A 6377-nucleotide genomic window follows, 5' to 3' on the forward strand; every position below is an offset into this window, starting at 1 on the left:
GTTTCCTTTTCAAAGATTGCGTGAAATGACCATGCGTTGAATATCGCTGGTGCCTTCGTAGATCTGGCAGACCCGCACGTCGCGGTAGATCCGCTCCAGCGGGAAGTCGTTCAAGTAACCGTAACCGCCCAGGGTTTGCAGCGCCGAGGAGCATACCTTCTCGGCCATTTCCGAGGCGAACAGCTTGGCCATCGACGCTTCCACCAGCGCCGGCTTGCCGCTGTCCCGGAGCGCCGCTGCGTAATGCACCATCTGCCGCGCCACGGCGATCTGGGTCGCCATGTCCGCTAGGCGAAATGCCACGGCCTGGTGTTCGATGATCGGCTTGCCGAAGCTTTCGCGCTCACGGGCATAGTCGCGGGCGGCTTCGAACGCGGCGCGGGCCATGCCCACCGATTGCGAGGCAATGCCGACGCGCCCGCCTTCGAGGTTGGCCAGGGCAATCCTGTAGCCTTCGCCTTCTTCACCCAGGCGGTTGGCGACGGGCACTTTGACGTCTTCGAAGAGAATCTGGCAGGTGTCCGAGGCGTGCTGGCCGAGTTTGTCCTCGACCCGGGCGACTTTATAGCCTGGCGAATCGGTGGGCACGATGAACGCCGTGATGCCGCGCTTGCCGGCAGCCGGGTCGGTCACGGCGAACACGATCACCACCCCGGCGTTCTGCCCGGAGGTGATGAATTGTTTGCAGCCGTTGAGCACGTAGTGATCGCCTTCCAGGCGCGCGCGGGTTTTCAGGCCGCTGGCGTCGGAGCCGGCCTGGGGTTCGGTCAGGGCAAAAGCACCGAGCATCGCGCCACTGGCCAGGGGTTTGAGGAAGCGTTCTTTTTGATCGTCGTTGCCGTAGTTGAGGATCGGCACGCAACCCACCGAGTTGTGCACGCTCATGATGGTCGAGCAGGCACCGTCGCCCGCGGCGATTTCTTCCAGGGCCATGGCGTAGGCCAGGTAACCGGTATCGCAACCGCCCCACTGCTCCGGCACCAGCATGCCGAAGAAGCCCAGCTGGCCCATCTCGGCGATGGCTTCCTTGGGGAAACGGTGTTCACGGTCCCACTCGGCGGCGAACGGTTTCAGCCGTTCCTGGGCAAAGTCCCGGGCCGCGTCGCGTATCTGCTGTTCTTCGTCATTGGGGATCATGGTGAATCCTTAAAATCCGGGGTACACACAGTACTTTGTGGGAGCCAGCCTGCTGGCGATGGCGTCGGGTCAGTCAATGTCTTCTTTCATGACACACCGTCATCGCCAGCAGGCTGGCTCCCACAGGGGTTAGGTCGGCCTAGTAGAGGCATTCCACGGCCATCGCCGTGGCTTCGCCGCCACCGATGCAGATCGCTGCAACGCCACGCTTGAGGCCTTTCTGGCGCAGGGCCGAGAGCAGGGTCACGAGAATCCGCGCGCCAGACGCACCGATCGGGTGGCCCAGGGCGCAAGCGCCGCCGTGCACGTTGAGCTTCTCGTGGGGGATTTCCAGCTGGGTCATCGCCGCCATGCCGACCACGGCGAAGGCTTCGTTGACTTCGACCAGATCGACCTGATCCAGCGACCAACCGGTTTTCTTCATCAGTTTCTTGATCGCGCCAATCGGCGCCACCGGGAACAGGCCCGGAGTATCGGCGAATGCCGCATGGCCATGGATCACCGCCAGCGGCTTGAGGCCACGCTTGTCGGCTTCGGAACGACGCATCAGCACCAGTGCGGCCGCGCCGTCGGAGATCGAACTGGAGTTGGCCGCCGTTACGGTACCGCCATCGCGAAACGCCGGTTTGAGCGAGGCGATCTTGTCCAGCCGGGCTTTCGGTGGCTGCTCGTCGTTGCTGATCGTCACCTGTTCCTTGCCGACGGTGACGGTCAACGGCACGATCTCGTCCTTGAAGCTGCCGTCCTTGATCGCCTGCTGGGCGCGGGTGGTCGAAGCCACCGCAAACGCATCCTGGGCCTCACGGCTGAAGCCGTGGGTTTGCGCGCAGTCTTCGGCGAAGGTGCCCATCAGGCGCCCCTTGTCGTAGGCGTCTTCCAGGCCGTCGAGGAACATCGAGTCGAGCACGCGGCCATGCCCCATGCGATAACCGCTGCGGGCGCGGTCCAGCAGGTACGGCGCGTTGGACATGCTTTCCATACCACCGGCGATGACCACCTCGGCGCTGCCGGCCAGCAGCATGTCGTGGGCCAGGATGGCCGCTTCCATGCCCGAACCGCACATCTTGTTGAGGGTGGTGCAACGGGTCGACTTATCCAGCCCGGCACCCAGCGCCGCCTGACGCGCGGGCGCCTGGCCCTGACCGGCTGGCAGGACGCAGCCGAACAGCACTTCATCGACGGCATCGCGTGCAACGCCGGCACGCTCAACCGCGGCCTTGATCGCGGCGGCGCCGAGTTGCGGCGCGGTGAGGCTTTTCAGTTCGCCCTGGAAACCACCCATCGGGGTGCGGACGGCGCTGACGATAACAATCGGATCGTTGGCAATAGTCATGACAAATCCTCCTTATTTGGCCGCCATGCGCAAGGCACCGTCGAGACGGATCACCTCGCCATTGAGCATGCTGTTTTCAATGATATGCCGAACCAGGGACGCGTACTCGGCAGGCTTGCCCAGGCGCGGCGGGAACGGTACGCCGGCGGCCAGGGAGTCGCGAACTTCCTGGGTCATGCCGGCCATCATCGGCGTTTCGAAAATGCCCGGGGCGATGGTCATTACGCGGATGCCGAAACGCGCCAGTTCACGGGCCGCAGGCAAGGTCAGGCTGACGATGGCGCCTTTCGACGCTGCGTAGGCCGCCTGGCCGATCTGGCCATCGTAGGCCGCGGCGGACGCCGTATTGATGATCACGCCGCGTTCGCCATCGGCGTCCGCTTCGGTCTCGGCAATCGCCGCCGAGGCCAGGCGCAGCATGTTGAAGCTGCCGATCAGGTTGACGTTGATCACCTGGCTGAAGCTGGCCAGGGCGTGCGGACCGTTCTTGCCGAGGATCTTTTCGCCGCGCACGATGCCGGCGCAGTTGACCAGGCCATTGAGCCCGCCAAAGGCCTTGACCGTCGCCTGTACCGCGGCCTCGGCCGCTGCTTCGTCGCTGATGTCCGCCACCACGCTTTGCGCACCCAGGCGCTGGGCCTGGGCCGCGACGGCTTCGGCGTTCATGTCCACCAACATCACCTTGGCACCGGCCGCGACCAGCATTTCAGCGGTCGCCGCACCCAGCCCGGAAGCACCGCCGGTGACGAGAAAAACCTTGTTTTCGATCTGCATCATTGTTTCCTTTTCAAGCTGGAACGTTCTTCGCCGCGGCCTCTTGAGCCTTGGCGATTTCCTGGTTGCGCAAGATAAAGCGCTGCAATTTGCCGCTTGGGGTTTTCGGCAACTCGCTGACAAATTCGATTTCGCGGGGATACGAGTGAGCCGCCAGGCGTTTGCGCACGTATTGGCGCAACTCTTCGGCCAGCTCCGGTGCGGCGCGGTATTGCGAGCAGATCACGACGAACGCCTTGACCAGCTCGGTGCGTTCCGGATCGGGCTTGCCGACCACGGCGGCTTCCACCACCGCCGGGTGCTCGATCAACGCGCTCTCCACATCGAACGGGCCGACGCGGTAGCCGGAGGTGGTGATCACGTCGTCGCTACGGCCGACGAAGCTGATGCTGCCGTCCGGGTTCCACTCGACCGTGTCGCCGCTCAAGTAGTAGTTGCCGACGAAGGCCTTGGTCGGTACGCCTTCGTAACCGGCGAACCAGCACATCGGCGACTGGCTGCGGTCGATGGCCAGAATGCCCGGCTGGCCGACACCCAGCTCCCGGTAATCGTCGTCCAGCACCACGATGCGGTGGCCGGGCGAGGCGAAACCGGCGGCGCCCATATGGATCGGGTGCTCCAGGCCATGGTGGTTGCACAGCACCATGCCCAGTTCGGTCTGGCCGTAATGGTCATGGATGATCACGTCCAGATTATCCGCGAACCAGCGGATCACTTCCGGGTTCAGCGGCTCGCCAGCACTGCTGACAATGCGCAGCTTGCCTTTGATCGACCGGGCGAATTCTTCGCCACCGGCGATCAACAGGCGATACGCCGTCGGTGAACCGGTGAGGTTGGTGATTCCGTACTTGTTGATCACCCGGCAGGTGCTTTCCAGGGTGAACGGGCCATCGTAGAAGGTGATCGGGTGCCCCAGGGACAAGGGACCTGTGACGCCGAAATAGATGCCGTAGGCCCAGCCCGGATCGGCCAGGTTCCAGAAGGCATCTTCAGGGCGCAGATCCACCGCATCACGGGTGTAGCCCTGGAAGGCGACGATGGCCTTGAGCGGCACGGACAGCGCTTTCGATGGGCCGGTGGTGCCCGAGGTGAACATCAGCAGGAACGGGTCTTCGCCGGTCAGCAGCACCGGCTCGCAGACATTGGCGTAGTTGGCCAGTTCGGCCCAGAAGCTGTAATCGCCGCGGACAATGCCCTGCCCCTTGGGGCCTGCAACGGTGACGATGGTTGGGCAGTCGGCGACCTCCGCGAGTTTCGCGCGATTGACCGCGTCGGTAACCACCACCCTGGCCCCGGAACTGCCAAGGCGATGTTCGATGGCCTTGGGGCCGAAGGCGGTAAACAGCGGTTGATACACCGCGCCGATGCGCCAGGTGGCGAACACGGTGATCAGCAATTCGATGTTGCGTGGCAGGAGACCGGCGACCTTGTCGCCTTTCTTCACGCCCAAGGCCTGCAGGAAGTTGGCAAAGCGCGCGGCTTTGTCCTGCAGGTCGTGGAAGGTGTAGGTCGCGCTGGTGCCGTCACGGCCCTCCCAGAACAGCGCGATACGCCCGGGCAGCGCATGCCGGTCACAACACTCGATGCAGGCGTTGAGAGCGGTCAGATTGCCTGCGAGAGCGGCATCGACGGTGTGCTGGTAGTTGAACTGTGAAACAGCAGATAAGTAATCGCGCATTGCCAAAGTCCCTGTATTTTTTGTTAGGTGGGGGGAACCGTAACCAACAGGGAAATACTCGCTCCAGGCGGGGTGTCGGGCAATGGTCAAAGTTATCAAGTTGCTTGACTGGTTTGGCCAAGGAATCGAGAGGTGTGGCGCCTGTGAGGCCGCCTTCGCGGGCAAGCCTCGCTCCTACAGGAGATCATCGTGCCGTAGGAGCGAGGCTTGCCCGCGAAGAGGCCCGCACGTACAACCAGAAATCCGGGTCAATGGGTTTCGTTGAGAATCAAACTGCGGTAATGCCCGGGATTGGAACCCGACCATTTGCGAAACGCCTTGTAGAACGAACTCGTATCGGCAAACCCCAGCCGGGTGGCGATTTCGGCAAAGCTGATGGCAGGTTCCGCCAACCAGGTGATGGCCAGCTCCTTGCGCACGCTGTCCTTGAGCCCCTGGTACGTCTGGCCCTCCTCGGCAAGACGGCGGCGCAGGGTCGAGGCGGACATGCACAGGCGTTGCGCCAGGGCTTCGGTCTCCGGCCAGTGCTCGGCGGGCAGTTGTCGCAGGTCCTGCTTGATGCGGCTGGCCAGGCTTTGCGGATCGCGGTACTTGACCAGGATGTTGGCCGGCGCATGGGCCAGGAAGCGCCGCAACTCTTCATCGCTGCGCTTGATCGGCAAACCCAGACAGTCGGCGGAAAAGATCATCCGCGTGCGCGGTCGGTCGAAGCGCAGGTTCTCGGAGAACATCACCTGATAGTCATGGCAGAAATCCGGCTGCGCACAGCGCAGCTCGATCGCCAGGATCGGAATTCGACGCCCGGCCAGCCAACAGGCCACGCCGTGCACGATCATCCAGTAGGTAAAGTAAGTGAAGGCGCGGCGCGGCTCATGGTCGTCTTCGAGTAAAACGATTTCCGCCAGGCTTTGCTGATGCACAAGCTCGGCGGGCATGTGCTCGAGCATCAACGACAGGAAGTTCAAACCACTGGTGAGCCCGGCGGCCAGGCTCGGCTGGACCATGGCACAGCGACAGAGGAACTCCAGGCTGCCGGATTTGAGCTTGCGCGGGTCCATGCCAAAAAACTCGTCATCCCCCCGCCGGGCCAACAAGCGCCACAGACGCGCATAGGCGCTGGCCGGAACACGGGCGTCACTGCTGCCGAGCAGGGTTGGATCGATGCCGACCTTGTGCAACACCTCATCGGTGGCCGCGTCCGGGTCGCAACTTTGCAGCAGCGCTTCACGCACCAGCTGAATGGAAATGGTGTCTTTTTCCGACATTGCGCGAGGCGTGCCCTGTTCTTGTTTGGGTGGTGGGCATATTAGCGCAGCGGCTAGCTTGTAGGCCAAGGCGGCCTGGTAGCCGACCTGTTATTTGTTGTCGGAGTACATATCCATTGCTGCGGTAACGGCCACTTATGGTTTCGCCCTTACGGCGACTCACTTTTTCAAACGCCGAAAAGTAAGCAAA

5 protein-coding genes are annotated in these 6377 nt (G+C 62.9%); all 5 read right to left on the bottom strand.

Features of this window, described 5'->3' with window-relative positions:
* Window positions 1-9: 9 nt before the first annotated feature.
* The gene (locus PMI35_RS09290) at window positions 10-1137 is read right to left on the bottom strand and encodes an acyl-CoA dehydrogenase (protein ID WP_008062727.1); all 1128 of its coding nucleotides are present in this window, start codon (window positions 1135-1137) and stop codon (window positions 10-12) included.
* 139 nt (window positions 1138-1276) lie between these two features.
* Window positions 1277-2470, bottom strand: a complete 1194-nt coding sequence (locus PMI35_RS09285) for an acetyl-CoA C-acyltransferase (RefSeq protein WP_008062728.1) — start codon at window positions 2468-2470, stop codon at window positions 1277-1279.
* A 12-nt stretch (window positions 2471-2482) separates the two neighbouring features.
* The gene (locus tag PMI35_RS09280; protein ID WP_008062729.1) at window positions 2483-3244 is read right to left on the bottom strand and encodes an SDR family NAD(P)-dependent oxidoreductase; all 762 of its coding nucleotides are present in this window, start codon (window positions 3242-3244) and stop codon (window positions 2483-2485) included.
* Window positions 3245-3257: 13 nt separating this feature from the next.
* Window positions 3258-4922 (bottom strand): AMP-binding protein, encoded by a 1665-nt coding sequence (locus PMI35_RS09275; RefSeq protein WP_008062730.1) that lies wholly within the window; start codon window positions 4920-4922, stop codon window positions 3258-3260.
* A 248-nt stretch (window positions 4923-5170) separates the two neighbouring features.
* Complete coding sequence (locus tag PMI35_RS09270; protein ID WP_008062731.1) at window positions 5171-6187, bottom strand: AraC family transcriptional regulator; 1017 nt, start codon at window positions 6185-6187, stop codon at window positions 5171-5173.
* Between the last annotated feature and the right edge of the window lie 190 nt (window positions 6188-6377).

Origin of the sequence: Pseudomonas sp. GM78 (genome assembly GCF_000282475.1) — a bacterium.
Lineage (GTDB): Bacteria > Pseudomonadota > Gammaproteobacteria > Pseudomonadales > Pseudomonadaceae > Aquipseudomonas.